The organism is Bifidobacterium choerinum, assembly GCF_002761235.1.
In the GTDB taxonomy this organism is placed as follows: domain Bacteria; phylum Actinomycetota; class Actinomycetes; order Actinomycetales; family Bifidobacteriaceae; genus Bifidobacterium; species Bifidobacterium choerinum.
The window spans coordinates 1,658,080-1,679,042 of sequence record NZ_CP018044.1 but is presented as its reverse complement, the minus strand read 5'-3'; the positions used below and the strand labels follow the sequence as shown (position 1 = coordinate 1,679,042).

Genomic DNA, 20,963 nt, shown 5'->3' with positions numbered 1-20,963 from the left:
GCGCCCGTTATCGTTTTATCTTTTATATAAGTTATCATGATATGAAGTTAATGTCGCGCATCGAAGAAGGCACCTATGACCACGCTTGGGTTCCGTTATCGCATTCGCCAGAACACCGGTGTTCCGCGCCCAATACGCGCGAACGATCTCGAACAGGCGGTCGCCGGATGGCTGTCCGCGCTCGCCTGGTCGGATTGGACGGTCACGTCGCCGTCGAAGGACATGAACGGGACGGCCTCCGTACCGTTCATGTCCATCGCGCGGCTGCAGCCCGCCGGCATGCCGGACGGCGACTTCCGCGAGCTGAACATCATGGCCTCCGACGGCAAGCCGTTCTACCGGGAGCTCATCGACGACGAACACGGAACCAACATCTACGACGAGGCGATAGACCGGTTATGGCAGACCGTGCAGCTGCTCGAGGCCGCAACCGTCGCCGCCCGCAGCCGCACGGTCCTCATCGATATCGTCGACGGCGCCATCGCCTTCGACGGCGGCACCCGCAAGCCGTTCCCCTCGCTGTGCCTTGACCGGATTCCGCGGCTGCCCGATTCCCTGTCCTCGTTCCGGCGCCATCGGCGGCCGGTCCAGCCCGCGGACCTCATGCTGTTCGAGACCTCGAGCTTCACGGTCGACGAGGACTGGTTCACGATGATGCTCCACGGGGCTGCCTCGCTGGAGGAGGCATGGCGCCGCGCCTGCCGTCCGCCGCAGGACGGCAGGCGGTGAATCCCGCAGGCGGCGACGGGCCGCACGACGACAGAAAGGAAGACATCATGGACGATTACAACCCGCCGATCAGGTTCTTCGAGATGCTCGGCATCGGCGAGGACGAGCTCTCGCAGTACTCGGTCAGGCTGAACCAGAGCAGCGACGCTTGGTTCGACGCGATGACGATGTACTACGGGCACCATGACGAACTCATGGATTGGGTGTTCACGCGCCGCTGGAACGGCGGCAGGGCCGGCGGCAACATACGCCGGCCCAAAGTGCTGCAGTTCATCCAGCTCGACGGCCGTGAGAAGCCCGCGACCCATTGGCTGTTCATCGGCGGCTACGAGGCCGGCGCCCCGGTGATGCGCGGGGGCAACGAGGTCTATCAGCGCACACCGATCGAACGCTTCCGCCCCTTTGAGGCGCGCACCGTCGTCACCTACCGCAAACGGCGCGGCGCGGTGCAGATGGTGAACGACATGGCCGATGCCGGGATGCGGGCGCGCTTCTTCGACACGATGATCGTCGAGAAGGTCGCGCAGTCGCCGGTCTCGGCGATGCCGTTCCCCGGATACGACAACGTGCGCCTGTCCTTCAACGAGCTCGTCGCCGCCGTGCATGACGACGAATGGCGCGGCGCGCTGGGCGCCGTCAACGCCGTGTACCTGCAGACCGATACGCGCACCGGCTGGCACTACGTCGGCTCCGCCTACAGCCGTCACGGCGGCGAGCGCGGCCTGCTGTCGCGCTGGCAGGAATACGTGCAGGGCGACCACACCGGCGGCAACAAGCTGCTGAAGGATCTCGTCGCCGAACAGGGCGCGTCGTACATCGAGAAACACTTCCAGTATTCGATCCTCGACATCTTCGACCCTCGTGTGGCGGACCGCACGGTCATCGAACGCGAGCATTGGTGGATGGACACGCTGTCTTCGGTGTGCGACGGGGACGCCGCCGTCCCCCATGGCTACAACTCCAGGCTCCAGTGGCGACGCACCGGCGAAGGCGAGGGCGCGGGCACCGACTGACGGCGGTCGGACGCTCAGGCATAAGACGGCGGCCCCCGGAACCGATTGCGGTTCCGGGGGCCGCCGTCTTATGCGCCGATGCGGTCAGATCCCGCTCAGCCCTTCGTCAGTTCGGCGACGGCCTCGAGCGCGAGCTTGTAGCCGAGGAAGCCGAGACCGGTGATCGTGCCGGTGGCGACCGGGCTGATCACCGAACGCTTGCGGAACTCGTCGCGCGCCGCCGGATTCGAGATGTGCACCTCGATCAGCGGCATGTCCGCGTCGAGCACCATGTGCGCCGCGTCGGCGAGCGCATACGAATAATGCGTGAACGCCGCCGGGTTCATGACGACCGCCTTCTGCCGCTCGGCGGCCTCGTGCATCCACTGCACCATCTGCGCCTCGTCGTCGGTCTGCCGCACGTCCACGTCGAGCCCGAGGGACTCGCCCCATTGCGTGCACAGCCTGCACAGCTGCTCGAGGTCCTGCCTGCCGTACACGTCCGGCTGGCGCACCCCGAGGCGACCGAGGTTCGGCCCGTTCACGACGATCACCTTGACCGGCTCATTTTCGGCCATATCCACTCCATTCCTTGGAAAACGTTGTCAGCCCCATGATAGTGCGCGACGATGCCGGGCGCCGTGCGCGTCACGCCTGCTGGCGCACACGTTCGAAGGCCTCGCGCACCGCCTGCTGGTCGGGGTCGTCGAGGTGGAACGGCCTGCCGATCTCCTCGAGGCCGACGAAGCGCAGCGTGTTGCCGCGCGCCTTCTTGTCGCGGTGCATCAGCGCGAGCACCTCGTCGAATCCGGCGCCGTTCCACGAGGTCGGCAGTCCCAGACGGTCGAGCAGGTCGTAGGTGTATTCGACGGTCGGGCGGTCGAGGTGCCCGGTCAGATTGGACAGCTCGGCCGCGTAGACCATGCCGACGGCGACCGCGTTGCCGTGCCTCCAGCGGAAATGCTCGAGCTGTTCGATCGCGTGGCCGAAGGTGTGCCCGTAGTTGAGGAATTCGCGCAGTCCCGCCTCCTTGAGGTCGGCGCAGACGTGGTGGGCCTTGACGCGCACCGTGCGTTCGATGAGTTCGGCGACGATCGGCTTGAGCGGCGAATCGAGGAAGGTCTCGCCGTCGAAGGCGCGCAGCTCGTCGGCGTGGTCCTCGAGGATCGTGAGGATCTCGGGGTCGCGGATGAAGCCGGACTTGGCGACCTCGCCGAGGCCTTCGATGAAGATGTCGTTCGGCAGCGACGTGAGCGTCCTCAGGTCGGCGAGCACGCCGGCGGGCGTGTAGAACGAGCCGACGAGGTTCTTGCCCTGCGGCGTGTTGACGCCGGTCTTGCCGCCGGTGGACGCGTCGACCATCGCGAGCAGCGACGTCGGGCAGTTCACGTAGCGGACGCCGCGCATCCACGTGGCGGCGACGAATCCGGCGAGGTCGGTGCACGCGCCGCCGCCGAGGCCGACGATCGCGTCGGAGCGCGTGAAGCCCTCGTTGCCGAGGCGCTGCCAGATGCCGTCGGCGACCTGGACGGTCTTGCCGGCCTCGGCGTCCGGGATCACGATGTCGCTCACCTGATAGCCGGCCTTGCGCAGGATCGCGCGCGCCCGGTCGGAGTGCCGCTGCACCGACTGCGTGTGGATCAGCGCGACGCGCACCGGACCTGCGCCGAGCACGTCGGGCAGATGGTTGAGCGCGCCCTCGCCGATCCTCACGTCGTAGGCTTCGATGCCGGCGCCGTCCACATGGACGATTCCCTCGTTCGTCATTTCGATCATCTTCCTTGCCGCTGCCTTCGGCGTCATGCCGTGCGTGCGCACGATCACGTTCGCCACCTGCCTGTAGACCGGGTCGCGCTGCTCGTAGAGCGCCATCCAGCGCGCGTCGGCGTCGCCGTCGAGCATCGGGCGGCCGCCGCCCCTGCGCGCGCGCTCCATCGCCTCCGCCGGATCGGCAAGCAGGTAGATGACGCGCCCGCCGTGTTCGGCGTAGTCATGCAGCGCCTCGCGCACCGCCGGCGTCATCGGCGCGCCGCCGCCGAGCGCGTAGATGCCGTCGAAGGAGCCGAGCGTCTCGGCGACGGTCCTTCGCTCAACCTCGCGGAACGCCGCCTCGCCGTGCCGCGCGAAATACTTCGGGATCGACATGCCGATCGCTTCCTCGATCTGCTGGTCCGCGTCCGCGAAGCCGATGCCGAGCATCTGCGACATCTCCTTGCCCAGACGCGTCTTGCCGGCGCCCATCATGCCGACGATGACGGCCGCCGGGCGTCTGCGCGCGGCCATCTCGTGTCTGCTGTGCCTTGCCATGGCCGTCCCTCCGCGCCCTCAGCGCATGTGCTCGGGCCACGAGGCGACGTATGCCTCGATGTTGCGGCGTGTCTCGTCGACGCTGTCGCCGCCGAACTTCTCGAGCAGGTACTTGGCGAGCGTGAGCCTGACCATCGCCTCGGCGACGACGGCCGCGGCCGGCACCGCCGTGCTGTCGGAACGCTGGTTGATCGCCTGCGCCGCCTCGCCGGTCGTCACGTCGACGGTGCGCAGCGCCTTCGGGATCGAGGGAATCGGCTTCATCGCGGCGCGCACGCGGATCGGCTGGCCGTTGGACATGCCGCCCTCGATGCCGCCGGCGCGGTTCGTCAGGCGTTCGATACGGCCGTCGGCGCCGGCGACCATCTCGTCGTGCGCCTGCGAGCCGGGACGCATCGCCTCGAGGAAGCCGTCGCCGATCTCGACGCCCTTGATCGCCTGGATGCCCATGAGCGCGGAGGCGAGCGCCGCGTCGAGCCTGCGGTCGGACTCCACATAGGTGCCGACGCCGGCCGGCATGCCGTAGGCGATCACCTCGATGACGCCGCCGAGCGTGTCCGCGTTCGCCTTCGCCTCGTCGATGCGGGCGATCATGCGCGCCTCGGCGTCCTTGTCGAGCGTGCGCACCGGGGACGCATCGAGCATGTCGACATCGTCGGGCGTCGGCAGCGGCATCGCCGTCGGGTCGTCGACGCCGGCGCCGCCGATCGAGACGACATGGGAGACGGTGCGCACGCCGGCCACCTGTTCGAGCAGCTGGCGCGCCACCTCGCCGAGCGCGACACGCGACGCCGTCTCGCGCGCGCTTGAGCGTTCGAGCACCGGCCGGGCGTCGTCGAAGCCGTATTTGCGCATGCCGGTGAGGTCGGCGTGCCCCGGGCGCGGACGGCTCAGCGGAGCGTTGCGGCCCTCGCGCGCGAGCTCGTGGTCGAGCGGGTCGGCGCTCATGACCTCGGTCCACTTCGGCCATTCGGTGTTGCCGATCTCGATCGCGATCGGCGAGCCGAGCGTGCTGCCGAAGCGCACGCCGGTGAGCATGCGCACCTGGTCCTGCTCGAACTTCATGCGCGCGCCGCGGCCGTAGCCGAGACGGCGCCGGGCGAGCGCCCCGCGGATGTCGTCCGACGTGATCTTCACTCCTGCGGGGACGCCCTCGATCATCGCGACGAGCGCCTCGCCGTGCGATTCGCCAGCGGTCTGCCAACGCAACATGCCAACTCCTTTGGTCCGTGGGAAAACTGTGACTATCTTAACGGTATGCCGTACCTTTGCTGCCTGCCGGGACTGCTTTGTGGAATCGCGGCGTGCGTGACCGACCTGCGTCGGCGCACGGTCCCGCGGCGGCTGGTCGCGGCCGGGATCGCGGCGCAGCTCGCCGTGTGGATGCTGCTGGCGTGGACCGGCGCCGACCCGGCCGCGCCGCTGCGCGCCGCCGCCGGGCTCGTCTGCGGCGCCGGCGTCCAGCTCGTGCTCGCCCTCGTGCGTCCCGGTGCGCTCGGCTTCGGCGACGTCACCGCCAGCGCGCTCGTCGGCTGCGTCGTCGGCGCGTTCGGCGCCGTCACTTTCGTGCGCTGGTGGCTGCTCATGGGCGTATGCGGCCTGCTGTGGCTGGCGATATGGCCCCGATATGCGAAACGGCGCCCCGGCGTGGATGCCAGGGTGCCGTTCGTCCCGGTGATCGTGGCGGCCGGCGCATTCGCCGTGCTCGCCGCCGTCGCCGGCTGAGCGGGCGACGTGCGCCGATCAGTTCGCGTGCTCGTTGTTGGTCTTGTACTCCTGCACGTACTTCTCGAACTCGTCGTAGCTGGACGTGAACTTCGTCTCGCCGGTCTTCAGGTCGGTCGTCACGAAGTACAGCCAGTCGCCGTCCTCGGGGTGCATCGCCGCCTCGATCGCGTCGTCGCCCGGGTTGGAGATCGGCGTCGGCGGCAGCCCCTTGTTCACGCGCGTGTTGAAGGGGTTCGACCCGTCGTTGAGCTGCTCGTTCGTCAGCTCGGTGCCTTTGATCTTGAATCCGTAGGCGACCGTCGAGTCCATGCCGAGCGGCATGTCGTCCTTGAGCCTGTTCTCGATGACGCGGCTGACCTTGCCGTAGTAGTCCTGCGAGTTGACCTCGGCCTCGACGATCGACGCGACGATCAGGATGCGTTCGCTCTGGTCGCCTTCGGGCACGCCGAGCGCGTTGAGCTTCTCGATCCTCGCCTGCACCATCTGCTGCAGGATCGAGGCCGGCGTCGGGTCCTCGCCGACGTTGTACACGCCGGGTTCGAGCCAGCCCTCGAGCTTGCCCTTCGCGCATGCGGGCAGGATCGCGCCCGTCTTCGAGGCGTCGCCCGCGTAGTCCTCGAAGTCCTTGAGCGCGATACCCGAGGATTCGGCGGCCGCCTTGAGCACGTCGTCGAGGCGTTCGCCCTGGCGCACCTCGACGAAGCCCTTCGCGTTGCCCTCGTCGGAGAGGATCTTCGCGGCGGCCGACGCCTTCATATGGCGCTTGAGCTCGTATATGCCCGGATACAGCGTGTAGGCGTTGCTCGCGACGACCGACGTGAACGCGTCGACCGATTTGATGACGTCGGCGCGCTGCAGTCCCTCGGCGATCTCGGCGACGCCCTGCCCGGACTCGACGGTGAAGGCGACACGGCCCTCCCCCGGCCCCGGATAGTCGTCGACGACCGCCGTGTCGGCGAGCGTGCTGCGCCGCCACTGCTTGATCTTGCCGACCGCGAAGACGCCGACACCGGCACACAGCGCGACGACGACGATCGACGCGATGACGACGATGAGGCGCTTGCGGCGCTGCTGCCTGCGCCGGCGGCGCATGTCGCGGCGCGAACGCGGCGGCTTCGGCGGGGGCGCGGCGGCGCCGCCGGGCCCGGGATGGTCGGCGCCGGTGCCGTCATCCCAGACGTCGTCGTTGAAAAAATCGTGCAAATCCTCAGGCACTCTCACTCCTCCGAACCGTGCGCGCCGGCGCGGCGTCCGTCCAACGCCGTCTGCAGGATCGTCACCGCCGACTGCTGGTCCACGACGGCGCGGTGCCGACGGGTGCCCAGCCGCGCGTCGAGCAGCCGACGATGCGCGTCGACCGTCGTCAGGCGTTCATCCATGAGCATGATATCAGGCATCCAGTCGATGCCGGACAGGTCGTCTTCCAGTTCGGCCGCGAGCCGCGTGCCGAGCGACTTCGCCCAGCGGCGCGCCTTCTTCGCGCTCTTGCCCTCGGTGCCGTCCATCTGCAGCGGCAGCCCGATGACGACGCGTTCGACGTGCTCGTCCTCGATGACGTTGAGGACGTCGTCGAAGGCCTGGAAGTAGTCCCCGCGCACGGTGACGTTCCCCGCGGGGTGGGCGAAGGTCAGCTCCGGGTCGGACAACGCGAGTCCGACCCGGGCGTTCCCCAGATCGATGCCTAGCCAGACCATATGGGGGTTCGGTCAGGCCTTGCGCGCGTCCTTGACGAGCGCCGCGACGGCGTCGTCGATCTTCGACGCGTCGGAGCCGCCGCCCTGGGCGAAGTCCGGCTTGCCGCCACCGCCGCCGCCGAGGATCTTCGAGGCGCCGCGCACGAGGTCGCCGGCCTTGATGCCCCCCTTGCGGGCCGCCTCGTTCGTCGCGACGGCGACCATCGGCTTGTCGTCCTCGTTGACGCCGGCGAGCGCCACGACGACCGGGCGGTCGTCGCCCAGGCGGTTGCGGATGTCCATGACGGTCTTGCGCAGCACGTCGAAGGAGCCGAAGTGGCCGACATTCTTCGCGGCGACGACGACCGGAGCCGCGGAGGCCTTCGCGGCCTCGACGATCTGCGGGACGGACTCGGCGAGCTGCGCCTCGTACATCGCGGCGAGGCGGCGGTCGGAGTCCTTGAGCTTGGCGAGCAGCGTGCTGACGCGCTCGGCGAGCTCGTCGGGACGCGCGTTGAGCGTGTCGGACAGCTGCGAGACGAGTGCGTGCTCGCGGGCGTTGTAGTCGTAGGCGCCCTGGCCGACGAGCGCGTCGACGCGACGCACGCCGGAGCCGACCGAGGCCTCGGACATGATGTTGACGAGGCCGATCTTGCCGGCGAAGTCGACGTGCGTGCCGCCGCACAGCTCGCGGCTCCAGCCGTCGTCGCCGATCGTGACGACGCGCACGACGTCGCCGTACTTCTCACCGAACAGATGCATCGCGCCGAGCGCGATCGCGTCGTCGAACTTCATCTCCTGCGTCGAGACGTGCAGGTTGTCGCGCACGCGGTCGTTGACGCGCGCCTCGACGGCGCTCATCAGCTGCTTCGTCGGCGCCTTCGGCCACTGGAAGTCGAAGCGCAGGCGGTTCGGCGCGTCCTCGGAGCCGCGCTGCGTGGCCTGCGGGCCGAGCTCCTCGCGCAGCGCCTTGTGCACGATGTGCGTGGCGGTGTGCGAGCGGGCGATCGCGCCGCGGCGCTCGACGTCGATCTCGGCGGTCACTTCGGCGCCGACGACGAGCGTGCCCTCGATGAGGCGGCACTGGTGGACGATGAGGTCCTTGATCGGCTTCTGCACGTCGTCGACCTCGAGCACGGCGCCGTCGTCGGAGACGATGTCGCCCTGGTCGGCGAGCTGGCCTCCGGCCTCGGCGTAGAACGGCGTGCGGTCGAGGATGACCTCGACGGTCGCCGGCGCGGAGACGGCCGGCACCGAGCCGACGCCCTCCATCATGATGCCGAGCACGCGGCTGCGCGACGTCATGTCGGTGTAGCCGAGGAACTCGATCGGCGCCTGGAGCTTGTTCTTGAAGTCGTCGTATTCGCTCAGGTCCACGTTGTGGCGCTTCCTGAGCGCGTCCTGGCGGGCGCGCGACTTCTGCTCGTTCATCAGCTCGCGGAACTTCTCCTCGTCCACCCTGACGCCCTGCTCGGCCGCCATCTCGAGCGTGAGCTCGATCGGGAAGCCGTAGGTGTCGTGCAGCGTGAACGCGGCGTCGCCGGAGACGACCGGCTGGGCGTCGCCCTGCTTGCCGGCCTCGTCCTTCGCCTTCGTGACGGCCATGTCGAAGATCTCGATGCCGTTCGTCAACGTGCGGCGGAACGCGTCCTCCTCGCCGTAGGCGGCCTCGGAGACGTCGTGGAAGGTGTTGGCGAGCTCCGGGTAGTTCGGCTCCATCGCGGCCTTGGAGACCGGCAGCAGCTCGGGCATGACCGGCGTCGTGACGCCGAGCACGCGCATCGCCTCGATCGTGCGGCGCAGCAGGCGGCGCAGCACGTAGCCGCGGCCGGCGTTGCTCGGGCGCACGCCGTCGCTCATGATCATCAGCGCGGAGCGCACGTGGTCGGCGACGACGCGCATCTTGACGTCGGCGTCCTTGTCCTGGCCGTACCTGATGCCGGAGAGCCTCTCGGCGGCCTCGATGACCGGGAAGACCTCGTCGGTCTCGTAGATGTTCTGCTTGCCCTGCAGCAGGTAGGCGAGGCGCTCGAGACCGGCGCCGGTGTCGATGTTCTTGTGCTTGAGCTCGCCGGCGATGTGCAGCTCGGTCTTCGACTTGACGTTGTCGACCATGTAGTTCTCGAAGACGAGGTCCCAGATCTCGATATAGCGGTTCTCGTCGGCGATCGGGCCGCCCTCCTTGCCGTATTCGGGGCCGCGGTCGACGTAGATCTCGGAGCACGGGCCGCCGGGGCCGGGGCCGCCGGTCGTCCAGAAGTTGTCCTCCATGCCGAGGATCTGGATGTGTTCGGGGTCGACGCCCTCGTTCCTCCAGATCGCGCGCGCCTCGTCATCGTCGGTGAAGGTCGTCATCCACAGCTTCTCGGGGTCGAAGCCGTAGCCGCCCTGCTCGACCGGGCTCGTCAGCAGCTCGTAGGCGTAATGGATCGCCTCCTCCTTGAAGTAGTCGCCGAAGGAGAAGTTGCCGAGCATCTGGAAGAAGGTGCCGTGGCGGGTCGTCTTGCCGACCTCGTCGATGTCGAGCGTACGCACGCACTTCTGGTTGCTGGCCATGCGGCGGCTCGGCGGCGTCTGCTCGCCCATCAGGTACGGGATGAACGGCACCATGCCGGCGATCGTGAAGAGCGTCGTCGGGTTCGGCGAGATGAGCGAGGCGGACGGCACGATGAGGTGGTCCTGCTTCTTGAAGTAGTTGAGATATCGCTGGGCGATCTCCGCGGTGCGCATTGCTTGCGGCTCCTTACATACTCTGGATGTCCGTGGATGGATGATGAAAAACAATGAATGAAGATATCGGGACGCGCCGTGTCTCCGGCGCGTCCCTCCGCTCAGGAGAGCTTGTCCATGTAGCGGCTGTTGAGCTCCGCCTCGCGTGCGCGGCGCACGTCGGTGAACTCGGCGACGAGGCCCTGCAGCGTGCGCATGCCGACGTGCTCCTGGTCGGGGCCGAGCAGGAACTGGCGCGCCTTGTCGGGGGTGTTGGCCTTCACGTAGGCGGTGGCCTTGCTGACGGCGACGACGCCGGCGATCATGCCGAGCGCGATCCACAGTAGACGTTTGCGCATGGGTCACTCCCCCTTGGTCGGTGCGGCGGCCTTGGCGTCCTGCGCCGGCTGCCCGCCCTTGTTCATGAACGAGCGCGCCGTCGCCCTCAGCGCGTAGAAGGTCGAGGCGAGCTTGATGATCGGCTTGCCGAGGAAGGAGCCGTACAGGTTCGTCAGCGCGCCGATGTTGTTGGCGGTGCTCGAGGCGGCCGACGAGATCTCGTTGACGTCGGCGAGCGACTTGTTGACCTGCTGCACCGTCGTCACGCCCTCGTCGAGCGCCGGCAGCGCGTGGTCCCCGGTCTCCTTGACGGTGTCGGCGAGCTGGTCGAACAGCTTGCCCAGGCGGATCAGCGGATAGATCAGGAACCCGGCGAGCACGGCGAACGCTATCGCCGCGATCAGACCAGCAATTTCTCCAGCACCCATGTTCTCGTGCACCTCTTTCCTGTCACGACGTGCATGTCACGACTAGTTTCCTACCCGCATTAGGGTACCCAAGCGCCCAGACGGCCGGTCAGCGCCGGTTGTAGGAGACGACGGTGAGCGCCGAGGCGAAGTCGGCGTCGGTGTCCAGGTCGAATTCGCTGACCGATCCGTTCGCCGGCCGTTCGCTCAGGTCGTAGCCCTCCGGCGCGAAGCGCTGCATGAGGCTCAGCAGCGTGTTGCCGTGGGAGATCTGCAGGACGTGGTCGCCGTCCCTGAGCGCCGGGTTCGACGCGATGAGCGCGTAGCCGCCGGCGATGCGCTCCCAGTACTCATCGTCCGACTCGGCGTCGTGGAAGGGGTCGGCCTCCTTGAGGAAGTCGCGGGTCGCGGCGACGCCGTGGCGTTCGATGATCGCGTTGTAGGTGGGCGCACCGTGCGGGCCGCCGGCGGCGAGCCAGGCCATGCCCATGTCCTGCCCTTCCCAGTAGCCGTAGCACTGCTCGCGGAAGTGCATGTCGCACACGAGCCGCGGGCGCATGTGGCCGTGGGATTCGTTGACGTCGAGGATGCGCTCGGCGGTGACCTGCGCGCGCGTCGTGTCCGAGCAGTAGGCGGCGGCGAAGTCGACGTCGGCGAGCAGTTCGCCGGCGTGCGCCGCGTCGTCGAGGCCGGCGGCCGTCAGCGGCGAGTTCGACCATCCCTGCAGACGGTTGTATCGGTTGAAGAGGGTCTGTCCGTGGCGGACGAGATGCAGATGAACGATCATGGTTTCCGATTATCGCACCCGGCCGCCCTATAATCGGCTCATGAAAGATTTTCTTATTCGCTGGGCGATCCTGACGATCGCCGCGGGCGTCATGGTCGTGCTGCTTCCCGGCATGCACGCCGTGGGCGACCCGCCGATCCTCGGCGTCGCCGCGTTCTCGCTGTTCATGGCGCTGCTCAACGCGTCGATCAAACCAGTCGTGCAGATGCTCGCGCTGCCGTTCTCGATCCTGACCTTCGGCATCCTCGCCCTCGTCATCAACTGGCTGTTCATGGAGCTCGCCTCGTGGCTCGCGCTCAGCCTGTTCGGCGTCGGCGTCAGCATCGACGGCTTCCTGTGGGCGACGCTCGGCTCGCTGATCATGTCGATCGTCAGCGGCATCGTCAGCGCCGCGTTCTCCTCCTGAGCGCGCGCCGTTCCCTCCCCGACAACACGGAAGGCCCCGCGAAGCCATCGCGGGGCCTTACGCTGTATGTCCTTATACTGTATCGATTTACAGTACGTGAATCCAGATCAGCGGGCGTAGAATTCGACCACGTACTGGATGTTGACCTGCACCGGGATCTCCTCGGCCTCGGGCTTGCGGGTCAGCGTGGCCTTGAGCTGGGCGAGGTTGACGTCCAGGTAGCCCGGGACCGGCGGCAGCACGTCGCGGTGCGTGCCTTCGGCGGCGATCTGGAACGGGACCATCGTCTGGCTCTTCGGCTTGACCTGGATGGTCTGGCCCGGCTTGACGCGGTAGGACGGGCGGTCGACGATGTTGCCGTCGACGAGGATGTGGCGGTGCACCACGAACTGGCGGGCCTGCGCGGTCGTGCGGGCGATGCCGGCACGCAGCACGAGGGCGTCAAGACGGGTCTCGAGGTCGGTCAGCATCGCGTTGCCGGTCTGGCCCGCGGTGTGCGTGCCCTTCTCGTAGGCGGCGCGCAGCTGCTTCTCGGAGATGCCGTACTGGGCGCGCAGACGCTGCTTCTCGCGCAGACGTACCGCGTAATCGGATTCGGCGCGGCGGCGGGTGCGGCCGTGCTCACCGGGGGCATACGGACGCTTTTCGAAGATGCGCTGAGCCTTCGGGGTCAGTGCGATGCCGAGGGCGCGCGAGAGGCGCACCTGACGGCGGGAACGCTGAACGTTCGTCATTGGTTTGTATCCTTCTTTGTTCTGTCGTTGTCTGAACGGAACACGGCATGGACGCCCATGCCATGCGAGCCAGCCTCTCCAGCGCTTCGCCGTGCATCGCACGAACGGTCCGCGACGGACCGCCGATCCGCTGACGGGCCAAGGCTCCAGACGGCGCCGTCCCATTCGAAACGGCACTAATCGTCGATTGTACACCGCAGCCATGGACGAACGCGTGGCGTCCTCATGGCCGGGCGGCGGGGAGGGACTCAGAGCTTCTCGATGGGCGCGACGCGCAGCATGAGCCTCTTGACGCCGTCGGATCCGAAGTCGACGGTGATGATCGAGTTGCGGCCCTTGTCCTGCGTCTCGAGGACGGTGCCGAGGCCGAAGCTGTCGTGCGACACCTTGTCGCCGACGTGGAAGTCGTTGATGTCGAGGCGGTTGTCCTTGTCGAGCGAGGACGCCGGCTTCGGCGCCGTGCGCCGCGTCGTCACCTTCCCCGAACGCGACGACGGGGACGCCGCCGAGCCGGAGCGCGATGCCGAATGCGACGACAAACGCGACGACGACGGGGAGCCGCTCACGCCGTAGCTGAAGTGGGCGCCGCCGTTGCCCGACGAGGACGACGAGGAGCGCTTGCGCGCGGCCGATCCGAAACGCGGCGCCGCGTCGTCATGGGACGCCGCGCGCGAGCGCGACGCCGAGCCATACGACGATCCGCCGTAGGAGGAACGGCCGTACGACGACGAACCATAGGAGGAGCCTCCGTACGACGAGCCGCCATAGGACGGCGCGGAGAAGTCGTCGTCCCAGCCGCCGAACTCGTCGAGCTCCGAATCCCAGTCGGCGCCGCAGCCGTGCGAGCCGGAACCGGAGCCGTGCCCCCATCCCGACCGCATGCGTTCGACGCCGGCCTCGCGCCGCTTCCAGTCGATGAGCCCGTCGGGGATCTCGTCGAGGAACTGGCTCGGCATCATCTCGCTCGCCCTGCCCCACTGCGCGCGCACGGCGGCGCGGGTGATGTACAGGCGCCGCCTGGCGCGCGTGATGCCCACGTACGCCAGACGCCGCTCCTCGCTCAGCTCGCTCGTGTCCTCCATCGCGCGCGAATGCGGGAACGTGCCCTGCTCCATGCCGGTGAGGAAAACGACCGGGTATTCGAGGCCCTTCGCCGTGTGCAGCGTCATCAACGTGACCTTGCCGCTGTCCTCGGCCTCGTCGGGAAGCTGGTCGGAGTCGGCGACGAGCGCCGTCGTCTCGAGGAAGCCGGCGAGCGTCGCGTCGGGCGTGTTCTGCTCGTATTCGGCGGCCACCGACTGCAGCTGCGAGAGGTTCTCGACGCGCGACTGGTCCTGCGGGTCGGTCGACTTCTGCAGCTCCTCGAGCAGGCCGCTGAGCGCGAGCACCTCGGCGACGACCTGCGACGGCTGGCGGTCGTGCTCGGCCGCGAAGGCGCGCAGCTGCGTCATCATCGCGGCGAAGCGCCTGAGCGGGTTGAGCGTACGCGTCGTCATCCCCTCGATCCGATCGGCCTGCTCGATACCTTGCCAGAAGGTCAGTCCTCGCTCGTCGGCCCAGGCGGTGACGATCGATTCGGCGCGCGCGCCGAGTCCACGTTTGGGCACGTTGAGGATGCGGCGCATGTTGATGCCGTCCGCCGGGTTGACGATCGCCTGCAGATACGCGAGCGCGTCCTTGATCTCACGCCGCTCGTAGAACTTCGTGCCGCCGATGAGCTGGTACGGCACATGCGCCTGGATGAGCCCCTCCTCGAGCGAGCGCGACTGCGCGTTCGCCCGGTACATGACGGCGACGTCGGAGTAGCGCACGCCCTCCTCCTCGTGCAGGCGGCGGATCTCATGGGCGATCCAGTGCGCCTCAAGCTGCGCGGTGTCGGCGGCGTAGCCGGTGATCGGCGCGCCCTTGCCGGCGGCCGTCCACAGCTTCTTCGGCTTGCGTCCCTCATTGTGCGCGATGACGGCGTTCGCGGCGTCGAGGATCGTCTGCGTCGAGCGGTAGTTCTGCTCGAGCATGATCGTGCGCGCGTCCGGGAAGTCCTGCTCGAAGTCCTGGATGTTGCTGATGTCGGCGCCGCGGAACGCGTAGATCGACTGGTCGGAGTCGCCGACGACGGTGATCCACGCCGGCCCCCGCCTGCCGGCGCCGGGAGCATCGGGCGACGAGCGCTCGCCGGAGTCGACGCCGGCGAGCTCGCGCACGAGCACGTACTGCGCGTGGTTCGTGTCCTGGTACTCGTCGACGAGGATGTAGCGGAACTTGTGGTGGTAGTACTCGGCGACGTCCGGCTGCGTGCGCAGCAGCTCGACGGTGCGCGCGATGAGGTCGTCGAAGTCGACGGCGTTCGCGAGCGCGAGCCGGTGCTGGTATTCGGCGTAGACGATCGCGTAGAGCTCCTCGACGTTGCCGATGCGCCCGATGCGGAAGCCGCGCGTGCCGGGACGGAAGTCGGGCGCGTACCGGGCGAGCGTCTCGCGCACGCCGGTGAGGTTGTTCTTGTAGTCGGAGATGCGCGCGAGGATCTGGCGCGGCGTGTAGCGCTTGACGTCGATGTTGAAGTCGGTGGCGATGAGCTTGACGAGGCGCTCGCAGTCGGCCGTGTCGTAGATCGTGAACCCGGATTTCAGGCCGATCCTGCCGCCGTCGCGGCGCAGGATGCGCACGCATGCCGAATGGAACGTGGAGACCCACATGTGCTGCGCGACCGGTCCGATGAGCGCCGACAGGCGCTCGCGCATCTCGGCGGCCGCCTTGTTCGTGAACGTGATCGCGAGGATCTGGCTCGGCCATGCGCCGAACTGCGTGAGGATCCATGCGATGCGGCGCGTCAGCACGCGCGTCTTGCCGGATCCGGCGCCTGCGCCGATGAGCAGCGCCGGACCGCGGAACCGCACGGCCTGCGCCTGCTGCTCGTTGAGGTCGCCGACGAGTTCCTGCGGCGAGCGGACGATGACCTCCGGATCGTTATGCACTGTCGTGTCCTTTCGTTGCCTGCGTTCGCATGTGTCCGCCGTGCCCGCCCCGGCGACGCGCGTCCGTGTTCCGGCGTCGCCCCTACGGATGGGTGGTTTCCGTTACGGGCGGCATCAGTCGTACGTATCACGGACGGCGCTTCACCCACTCGTTACGGGTGGTACCTGACGAAAACCGGCTTTCATTTCTAGCACACGCTTTGGTCAGCCGCCGCCGGCCATGGCGACGATGCGCCCCAGAGACGATCGGGCGAATTGCCGCACTCAGGAATCGTTAGGGGCGCCCCCTTCATGCCTCAGCGTCCGCGAGAAGACCGTAAAACCCGCGCATGGCCTCATTCGTTATCCGGTTCCCGCACAATTCACCTTCAGCCACTCCCCCGCGGGCATCCTGCCATGGGGTTTCCGACCGTGTCTGACTGACCAGCTCGTAGGGCTTCATGTCGCCGTAGGCGTCCAGCACGGCGTCGATGCTTTCCCGCTCGTCGTCCGTGATGTTCGAAACGTCTCCGATGCCGGCGGGTGGTTGGCTGATGCTGATCATGCCGCGATGCTCGTGGTACAGGTCCGGCATGATCGGGCCGTTCGCCCACGCTTCGACCCGTTCCGGGAACAGGGAGCGTCCCGTCCATGCCAGATGCCAAGCCTGCGCATAGTAGCAGAGTTTCTGGAGTTTCATCGTCGTCATGCGTCCTTGCCGGTGCAGGATGTACGCGGCGACGTCGAACACATCAGGCATGGCGTCTCGCCTTTCGTGTTGCGATGCTAGGTGGGAAGCCGCACCCCTGCGCGGGGTTGCCGTTCGTGCCGTGCGCTGCGGCTGCCCGTTTCAGCCGTTCTTATGCGCCGTCTTCCTCCGGGCGGCCAGCCCTGTCATGATCGCCGCCGCCGCACGGGCCTTCGTCTGCTTCCTCAGGTTCCGTTGCGCCGTCCGCATCGACTCCTGACGGTGTTCCTCCAACCGGAGGGAATCATCCAGTCCGGGAATCGTCATCATTCTCATCATGTGCTTCATGGCTCATCACAGTCCTTCCGCTTGGCCGCTGTTCCAAGAACCGCTGTACTTGAAGAAACAAGAACACGTCAATCGCGATCCTCTTTCAAGAGGTTCAACGGGCGGTGACGCCATCGGTCGCCTGCCCTCTGCGACAAGTCGCTGTGCCGGCCGCTGCGTAAGGTTGCGTATGAGGACATGAGCAAAGCAGTCATTTGATAACAATCAACGCTGAATTGGTTTCATTGCTTCAGCTTGGCATACTGCGTCACATGGTCCCGTCATGCCGTGTCCGCCGCTGATGGGGACGCTGCCTGTGCTGCCGCCGGTGCTGGGTTTGGACGGGGTGGCCGGCTGTGCGGGTTGTGCGGGTGCGGTGTAGGTCGGCGTGTACGACTGCTGCGGCGCCGTGTACTGCTGCTGCGCCTGAGCGTTCGCCTGCGCCTGCGTCGCGGCTTGGGCTCCGGCTTCCTTGCGGGCCTTCTCTTCGGCCGACTTCCTATCCGCGTCCTGCTTGGCTTTGACGGAGGCGTCCACCTTGCCCATGAGCTCCTTGAGCTGCTTGGCCTGCGCGTCCATCGCCTTGGCATCCTTGCCGCTCTTGGTTGTGGCGGCCTTGCCGATCAGGGCCTTGAGGTCCTTGCGGGTCCTGTCGTCCTTGACCTTGCCGGCTGTGCCCTTGACCTTCTCCTGCGCGGCCGTCAGCTGCTTGGACAGGGCGTCCTTGGCGTCCTTCAACGTCTTGGCGTCATGCGACTCGTTGACCGCGTCCACGGCCTTCGACAGGTCGGCGGTGTGCGTGTCGTACCATGCGGCGTTCTGCTCGATGCGGTCCTTCGCCTCGCGCAGTTGGTCCACACCGGACACGTTGCATGCGGCCAAGTCGGGTGTCTTCTCCTTGTAGGCGGCGGCCAGAACCGTGACCGTATCGCCGTCCGCGACCTGCTTGTCGGTGATCTTCACGGCCTCGGCCGCATCCTGGTCGTGCAGCGTGTCGTACGTGTTGCGCGCCACGCGCAGCGTCTCGCTCGACCGGGCGCACGCCTCCCTCTCCTCCGCCAATTGCGCGGACGCGGAATGCCGGTACACGGCGACCGCGCCGCCGGCGGCCAGGACGGCGACCAGCAGCGCCGAAACGCCGATGATGATCCGACGTTTTCCGTGCGACGTGCGCTCCTGCGTCGAAGTCGATTCATTCATGATTTTGCTCCCTTCAATCAGCGCTTCCCTCTACGCTCATATTTAATTATCTGTGGCGTTGTATTTCAATCCGGATCGCCCCGCTCCGCGTGTCGAGACATGATGCCCGCCCGTCGCAACGACCACCCTCCGGGGAGGGCGGACGGCCGCCCCGACTCGGCGCTGCGGCGTTTCGGCGGCCTCGTCATTTGCACGGCGTAAGGTGGGACGCCATCACCACGTCCCGCGCGCACCGCACCCCGATCCGGCCCCGTATGGGCATACGCCGAGGCGGGCACGCACGACCATCCGAGGAAAGGAACGGCATCGATGAAGGAACTTGAGGAACGCATCGCGCGAGAGGGAACGGTCAAGCCGGGCAACGTGCTCAAGGTGGACGCGTTCCTCAACCACCAGTGCGACGTCGCGCTGTTCAACGCGATGGGCGCCGCATGGGCCGAGCATTTCGCCGGCAAGACGATCACGAAGATCCTGACGATCGAAGCGTCCGGCATCGGCATCGCCTGCATCGCCGCGCAGCATTTCGGCGACGTGCCGGTCGTGTTCGCGAAGAAGGCGCAGTCGATCAACCTCGACGGCGACCAGTACGTGACTCGTGTCTTCTCGTTCACCAAGCAGAAGGAGTTCCCGGTCATCGTCTCGAAGAAGTTCCTCAACGCGGGCGACCACATCCTCATCATCGACGACTTCCTCGCGAACGGACAGGCGCTCGCCGGCCTGATCGAGCTGTGCGAGGACGCCGGCGCGACCGTCGAGGGCATCGGCATCGCGATCGAGAAGGGTTTCCAGGGCGGCGGCGACGGCCTGCGCGCCGAGGGCTACGACCTCGATTCGCTCGCGATCATCGATTCGATGGATGCCGAGACCGGCACCGTGGCCTTCCGCGCATAGCACACCGCCCATCCCTCCCCTGCGGGCCGCCGCGCGAATACGAGGAAGAAGCCGATGGCCATCGCCTCCGGCTTCTTCCTCGTTTGCGGCTGTGCGACGTCCCAGCCTTATCCTTCCGTTTTTCATCGTCATCGTCATTGCGCGATTCCCCGTCGGCCGGCCCGCACCGCATGATCCGCGCCGGCCTTCCCATGCCACCATCATTTTCCCCCATCACTACCACTGGAGACGATATGACACCCACCGACGCCCCGAACACCACGGCACCGACGAGCGACCCCGATCCGTCGGGCGGGACCGGAACCCTCGAATCCACCGTCGTCACCGACGAGCTCAAGCGCGACGAGGCCGCAGCCACCCCCGCCGAGGAGCGCCGCGAGGCGAAACGCTCCGGCGTCTCCTTCGAGACGCTCTCGAGCCTCGACGCGCCGGTCTCCTTCTGGAAGGGCATACCCTTCGGCCTGCAGCATGTGCTCGCGATGTTCGTCGCCAACCTCGCGCCGATCTTCCTCGTGGCCGCCGCCGGCAACATGTCCGCGACCGACTCCGCGAAGATCATCCAGTCCGGCCTGCTCGTCGCCGGTCTCGGCACCTGCCTGCAGCTGTACGGGGTGTGGCGTTTCGGTTCGCGCCTGCCGATGGTCACCGGCATCTCCTTCACCTACGTCGCCGCCGCCATCGCGATCGTCTCCCATCAGGGCTACGGCGCCGTCGTCGGCGCCGTCATCGTCGGAGGTCTGCTCGAGGTCGTGCTCGGCCTGACGGCGAAGTACTGGCAGCGCTTCGTGCCGCCGATCGTCTCGGCGATCGTCGTCACCGCGATCGGCTTCTCGCTGCTGTCGGTCGGCGCCGAAAGCTTCGGCGGCGGCGCCGGCGCGAAGGACTTCGGCAGCTGGCAGAACCTCACGCTCGGCCTGATCTCGCTCGTCGCCTGCCTCGTGTTCCAGCTATGCATGAAGGGCACCGCCAAGCAGCTGTCGGTGCTTTTCGGCCTGCTCATCGGTTACGTCGCCGCGTTGTGCTTCGGCAAGGTCGATTTCAGCGGATTCGCGCATCTGCAGGTCATGAGCCTGCCGTCCGTCATGCCGTTCAAGCCCGAATTCGACTGGGGCGCGATCGTCTCGATCGGACTGCTCTACGTCGTCTCGTCGGTCGAGGTGCTCGGCGACACGGCCGCGTTGACGAAGGTGGGCCTCGACCGTGAGCCGACGCAGCGCGAGACGGCCGGCGCGATCGCCGGCGACGGCCTGATCTCCTCGGTTTCGGGCGTCTTCGGCTGCCTGCCGCTGACGTCGTTCGCACAGAACATCGGCCTGGTCGCGATGACGAAGGTCGTCAACAGGAAGGTCATCCTCTCCGGCGGCGTGCTGCTCATCCTCGCGAGCTTCGTGCCGGCCATCTCCGAGGTCTTCAACTCGATGCCGCAGGCGGTGCTCGGCGGCTGCACGATCATGATGTTCGGCAACATCATCCTCTCGGGCTTCCAGATGATCTCTGACGCCGGCTACACGCAGCGCAACATCACGATCGCCGCGCTGTCGCTGACGATCGGCATCGGCTTCACGCAGGTCTCGAGCATCTTCGAGCATTTCCCGCCGCTGTTCCAGTCGATCTTCGCGTCGAACTGCATCGCCGTCGCCTTCGTCGTCGCCGTCATCCTCAACGTCTTCCTGCCGAGCGAGGAGCATTTCCTCGCCACGCCGAAGCAGACGAAGTGAGCTGATCCGGCGACCTTTGCGAGGGGTCCCGCCCCGTTACCGCCCGCCCATCCTCCCCACTACCGGTAGGCGCTCCCCCATGGGATGCATATCGCATGCTTTTCCTACCGGCAGTCGCAAGCGCCCACCGCCGACGGGCGATTCCTTACGGGGTGCACCGCGCGCCGGCCGCCACCGTCAGCTCATCGCCAGCCCGCCACCGATAAGCGATTCCCCACGGGATGCACGATCCTTCGCCACCGCCTCCGGCGTCATGCCGGCGACGAATGGCGGCCGTGCCGATTTCGAATACGTCGCCGGGAGAACATCGGCGCCGGCCAGACGGTCCGTCCCTACAATGATTCGTGGAATCCGGCCGCCCATAGGACGCGTCGGCG

Annotated in this window: 20 protein-coding genes; 6 read left to right on the top strand and 14 right to left on the bottom strand. The window is 67.2% G+C overall.

Annotation, left to right across the window (positions count from 1 at the left end):
• Nucleotides 1-75 precede the first annotated feature (75 nt).
• Both BcFMB_RS06785 and BcFMB_RS06780 read left to right on the top strand, forming a co-directional pair.
• The gene (locus tag BcFMB_RS06785; RefSeq protein ID WP_232513778.1) at nucleotides 76-729 is read left to right on the top strand and encodes a hypothetical protein; all 654 of its coding nucleotides are present in this window, start codon (nucleotides 76-78) and stop codon (nucleotides 727-729) included.
• A 47-nt stretch (nucleotides 730-776) separates the two neighbouring features.
• Nucleotides 777-1,742, top strand: coding sequence for a GIY-YIG nuclease family protein (locus BcFMB_RS06780; protein ID WP_024541398.1), 966 nt, complete (start codon nucleotides 777-779; stop codon nucleotides 1,740-1,742).
• 95 nt (nucleotides 1,743-1,837) lie between these two features.
• Here BcFMB_RS06780 and aroQ read toward each other — a convergent pair whose 3' ends face one another.
• From aroQ to aroC, 3 genes are all read right to left on the bottom strand, one after another.
• Nucleotides 1,838-2,299: a type II 3-dehydroquinate dehydratase gene (gene aroQ / locus BcFMB_RS06775; RefSeq protein ID WP_024541399.1), complete on the bottom strand. Its 462-nt coding sequence runs from the start codon at nucleotides 2,297-2,299 to the stop codon at nucleotides 1,838-1,840.
• Between the two features lie 70 nt (nucleotides 2,300-2,369).
• Entirely contained in the window at nucleotides 2,370-4,028 is a 1,659-nt protein-coding gene (locus tag BcFMB_RS06770) for a bifunctional shikimate kinase/3-dehydroquinate synthase (RefSeq protein ID WP_099721360.1), read from the bottom strand.
• An 18-nt stretch (nucleotides 4,029-4,046) separates the two neighbouring features.
• Nucleotides 4,047-5,240, bottom strand: a complete 1,194-nt coding sequence (aroC, locus tag BcFMB_RS06765) for a chorismate synthase (RefSeq protein ID WP_024541401.1) — start codon at nucleotides 5,238-5,240, stop codon at nucleotides 4,047-4,049.
• 45 nt (nucleotides 5,241-5,285) lie between these two features.
• Here aroC and BcFMB_RS06760 point away from each other — a divergent pair, with 45 nt between their 5' ends.
• Nucleotides 5,286-5,753: a prepilin peptidase gene (locus BcFMB_RS06760; RefSeq protein WP_024541402.1), complete on the top strand. Its 468-nt coding sequence runs from the start codon at nucleotides 5,286-5,288 to the stop codon at nucleotides 5,751-5,753.
• An 18-nt stretch (nucleotides 5,754-5,771) separates the two neighbouring features.
• On the opposite strand, the gene mltG is transcribed toward BcFMB_RS06760, so the two are convergent.
• The 6 genes from mltG to BcFMB_RS06730 all read right to left on the bottom strand — a co-directional run bounded on the left by mltG (nucleotide 5,772) and on the right by BcFMB_RS06730 (nucleotide 11,671).
• A complete protein-coding gene (gene mltG / locus BcFMB_RS06755) occupies nucleotides 5,772-6,971 on the bottom strand; it encodes an endolytic transglycosylase MltG (protein WP_099721359.1) in 1,200 nt (399 codons plus the stop codon).
• A 2-nt stretch (nucleotides 6,972-6,973) separates the two neighbouring features.
• Nucleotides 6,974-7,450 (bottom strand): Holliday junction resolvase RuvX, encoded by a 477-nt coding sequence (ruvX, locus tag BcFMB_RS06750; protein ID WP_024541404.1) that lies wholly within the window; start codon nucleotides 7,448-7,450, stop codon nucleotides 6,974-6,976.
• A gap of 12 nt (nucleotides 7,451-7,462) precedes the next feature.
• Complete coding sequence (gene alaS / locus BcFMB_RS06745; protein ID WP_099721358.1) at nucleotides 7,463-10,159, bottom strand: alanine--tRNA ligase; 2,697 nt, start codon at nucleotides 10,157-10,159, stop codon at nucleotides 7,463-7,465.
• A gap of 101 nt (nucleotides 10,160-10,260) precedes the next feature.
• Nucleotides 10,261-10,497 carry a hypothetical protein gene (locus BcFMB_RS06740; protein WP_024541406.1) on the bottom strand — a complete coding sequence of 79 codons (237 nt, stop codon included), beginning with the start codon at nucleotides 10,495-10,497 and terminating at the stop codon, nucleotides 10,261-10,263.
• A gap of 3 nt (nucleotides 10,498-10,500) precedes the next feature.
• Nucleotides 10,501-10,905 (bottom strand): DUF948 domain-containing protein, encoded by a 405-nt coding sequence (locus BcFMB_RS06735; protein WP_024541407.1) that lies wholly within the window; start codon nucleotides 10,903-10,905, stop codon nucleotides 10,501-10,503.
• An 88-nt stretch (nucleotides 10,906-10,993) separates the two neighbouring features.
• Nucleotides 10,994-11,671, bottom strand: a complete 678-nt coding sequence (locus BcFMB_RS06730) for a histidine phosphatase family protein (RefSeq protein WP_024541408.1) — start codon at nucleotides 11,669-11,671, stop codon at nucleotides 10,994-10,996.
• A 40-nt stretch (nucleotides 11,672-11,711) separates the two neighbouring features.
• Between BcFMB_RS06730 and BcFMB_RS06725 the strand changes: the two genes are divergently transcribed.
• The gene (locus tag BcFMB_RS06725; RefSeq protein WP_024541409.1) at nucleotides 11,712-12,077 is read left to right on the top strand and encodes a phage holin family protein; all 366 of its coding nucleotides are present in this window, start codon (nucleotides 11,712-11,714) and stop codon (nucleotides 12,075-12,077) included.
• 107 nt (nucleotides 12,078-12,184) lie between these two features.
• Here the strand turns inward: BcFMB_RS06725 and rpsD are convergent, their stop codons facing one another.
• The 5 genes from rpsD to BcFMB_RS06700 form a co-directional block, all read right to left on the bottom strand.
• On the bottom strand, nucleotides 12,185-12,811 hold the full coding sequence (gene rpsD, locus BcFMB_RS06720) for a 30S ribosomal protein S4 (protein ID WP_024541410.1): 627 nt from the start codon (nucleotides 12,809-12,811) through the stop codon (nucleotides 12,185-12,187).
• A 248-nt stretch (nucleotides 12,812-13,059) separates the two neighbouring features.
• Nucleotides 13,060-15,783, bottom strand: coding sequence for a UvrD-helicase domain-containing protein (locus BcFMB_RS06715; protein WP_099721357.1), 2,724 nt, complete (start codon nucleotides 15,781-15,783; stop codon nucleotides 13,060-13,062).
• Nucleotides 15,784-16,072: 289 nt separating this feature from the next.
• A complete protein-coding gene (locus BcFMB_RS06710; RefSeq protein WP_099721356.1) occupies nucleotides 16,073-16,522 on the bottom strand; it encodes a Panacea domain-containing protein in 450 nt (149 codons plus the stop codon).
• A gap of 90 nt (nucleotides 16,523-16,612) precedes the next feature.
• Entirely contained in the window at nucleotides 16,613-16,798 is a 186-nt protein-coding gene (locus BcFMB_RS06705; protein ID WP_024541413.1) for a hypothetical protein, read from the bottom strand.
• A 204-nt stretch (nucleotides 16,799-17,002) separates the two neighbouring features.
• Nucleotides 17,003-17,977: a hypothetical protein gene (locus tag BcFMB_RS06700; RefSeq protein ID WP_099721355.1), complete on the bottom strand. Its 975-nt coding sequence runs from the start codon at nucleotides 17,975-17,977 to the stop codon at nucleotides 17,003-17,005.
• 309 nt (nucleotides 17,978-18,286) lie between these two features.
• Between BcFMB_RS06700 and BcFMB_RS06695 the strand changes: the two genes are divergently transcribed.
• Both BcFMB_RS06695 and BcFMB_RS06690 read left to right on the top strand, forming a co-directional pair.
• Nucleotides 18,287-18,868 carry a xanthine phosphoribosyltransferase gene (locus tag BcFMB_RS06695; RefSeq protein WP_024540447.1) on the top strand — a complete coding sequence of 194 codons (582 nt, stop codon included), beginning with the start codon at nucleotides 18,287-18,289 and terminating at the stop codon, nucleotides 18,866-18,868.
• Nucleotides 18,869-19,101: 233 nt separating this feature from the next.
• Nucleotides 19,102-20,586, top strand: coding sequence for a nucleobase:cation symporter-2 family protein (locus tag BcFMB_RS06690; RefSeq protein WP_099721354.1), 1,485 nt, complete (start codon nucleotides 19,102-19,104; stop codon nucleotides 20,584-20,586).
• The last annotated feature ends 377 nt before the right edge of the window (nucleotides 20,587-20,963 follow it).

Excerpts from the sequence above, each read along its gene's own strand:
- BcFMB_RS06785 (WP_232513778.1), top strand. The coding sequence starts at position 76 with ATGACCACGCTTGGGTTCCGTTATCGCATTCGCCAGAACACCGGTGTT.
- BcFMB_RS06780 (WP_024541398.1), top strand. The coding sequence starts at position 777 with ATGGACGATTACAACCCGCCGATCAGGTTCTTCGAGATGCTCGGCATC.
- aroQ (WP_024541399.1), bottom strand. The coding sequence starts at position 2,299 with ATGGCCGAAAATGAGCCGGTCAAGGTGATCGTCGTGAACGGGCCGAAC.
- BcFMB_RS06770 (WP_099721360.1), bottom strand. The coding sequence starts at position 4,028 with ATGGCAAGGCACAGCAGACACGAGATGGCCGCGCGCAGACGCCCGGCG.
- aroC (WP_024541401.1), bottom strand. The coding sequence starts at position 5,240 with ATGTTGCGTTGGCAGACCGCTGGCGAATCGCACGGCGAGGCGCTCGTC.
- BcFMB_RS06760 (WP_024541402.1), top strand. The coding sequence starts at position 5,286 with ATGCCGTACCTTTGCTGCCTGCCGGGACTGCTTTGTGGAATCGCGGCG.
- ruvX (WP_024541404.1), bottom strand. The coding sequence starts at position 7,450 with ATGGTCTGGCTAGGCATCGATCTGGGGAACGCCCGGGTCGGACTCGCG.
- alaS (WP_099721358.1), bottom strand. The coding sequence starts at position 10,159 with ATGCGCACCGCGGAGATCGCCCAGCGATATCTCAACTACTTCAAGAAG.
- BcFMB_RS06740 (WP_024541406.1), bottom strand. The coding sequence starts at position 10,497 with ATGCGCAAACGTCTACTGTGGATCGCGCTCGGCATGATCGCCGGCGTC.
- BcFMB_RS06735 (WP_024541407.1), bottom strand. The coding sequence starts at position 10,905 with ATGGGTGCTGGAGAAATTGCTGGTCTGATCGCGGCGATAGCGTTCGCC.
- BcFMB_RS06730 (WP_024541408.1), bottom strand. The coding sequence starts at position 11,671 with ATGATCGTTCATCTGCATCTCGTCCGCCACGGACAGACCCTCTTCAAC.
- BcFMB_RS06725 (WP_024541409.1), top strand. The coding sequence starts at position 11,712 with ATGAAAGATTTTCTTATTCGCTGGGCGATCCTGACGATCGCCGCGGGC.
- rpsD (WP_024541410.1), bottom strand. The coding sequence starts at position 12,811 with ATGACGAACGTTCAGCGTTCCCGCCGTCAGGTGCGCCTCTCGCGCGCC.
- BcFMB_RS06710 (WP_099721356.1), bottom strand. The coding sequence starts at position 16,522 with ATGCCTGATGTGTTCGACGTCGCCGCGTACATCCTGCACCGGCAAGGA.
- BcFMB_RS06705 (WP_024541413.1), bottom strand. The coding sequence starts at position 16,798 with ATGAAGCACATGATGAGAATGATGACGATTCCCGGACTGGATGATTCC.
- BcFMB_RS06700 (WP_099721355.1), bottom strand. The coding sequence starts at position 17,977 with ATGAATGAATCGACTTCGACGCAGGAGCGCACGTCGCACGGAAAACGT.
- BcFMB_RS06695 (WP_024540447.1), top strand. The coding sequence starts at position 18,287 with ATGAAGGAACTTGAGGAACGCATCGCGCGAGAGGGAACGGTCAAGCCG.
- BcFMB_RS06690 (WP_099721354.1), top strand. The coding sequence starts at position 19,102 with ATGACACCCACCGACGCCCCGAACACCACGGCACCGACGAGCGACCCC.